Raw genomic sequence first — 795 nt, forward strand, 5'->3', positions numbered from 1 at the left:
GGCGACCATCACCGTTGACGCCATCGCGGGCGACGACATCGTGAACGCGCAAGAAGCGCAGGGCACGGTGACCATCACGGGTACCGTGGGTGGCGACGCGAACGTGGACGACACGGTGACCTTAACGGTCAATGGCAAAGAGTACACAGGCAAGGTGTTCGCAGACGCGGAAGGCAAGTTGGTGTACAGCATCGATGTGCAAGGCAGTGACCTTGTGGCGGATGCGGACAGCACCATCGTGGCGAGCGTGAGTGGCACCGATGAAGCGGGCAACGCGTTCACGGCGACGACCGAGGCGAGCGGTGACCATAAAGACGGTGGTTACGAGGTTGATACCGAGATCAGCAAACCGACCATCGATCTGGTCGCGTCGAGCGACAGCGGCGACAGCGACACAGACAACCTGACCAATGACAAGACGCCGACGTTCGCGCTGGGCAACATCGACAGTGATGTTGCGGCCGAGGACATCGTGGTGTTGAAAGACGGCGTCGCCCTTGATGGCACGCTGGAAAACGTGAACGGCACGTGGCAGTTCACCCCGAGCGCCGACCTGGCGGATGGCACTTACGTGTTGAGCGTGAAAGTGACGGACGATGCGGGCAACAGCGCGACATCAGAGACGCTGGCGGTGACCATCGATACGGTGGCGGCGGCGACCATCACCGTTGACGCCATCGCGGGCGACGACATCGTGAACGCGCAAGAAGCGCAGGGCACGGTGACCATCACGGGTACCGTGGGTGGCGACGCGAACGTGGACGACACGGTGACCTTAACGGTCAATGGCAAAGA

General features: G+C 61.8%; 1 protein-coding gene. It reads left to right on the forward strand.

Translation table 11 applies throughout. The annotated features are described in order from the left end of the window. Positions 1–795 (forward strand): Ig-like domain-containing protein (locus JIG40_RS22760; protein ID WP_199466136.1); only part of this gene is annotated, 795 nt, incomplete at both ends.

Source organism: Vibrio sp. bablab_jr001 (assembly GCF_016464285.1).
Taxonomy (GTDB): domain Bacteria; phylum Pseudomonadota; class Gammaproteobacteria; order Enterobacterales; family Vibrionaceae; genus Vibrio; species Vibrio fluvialis.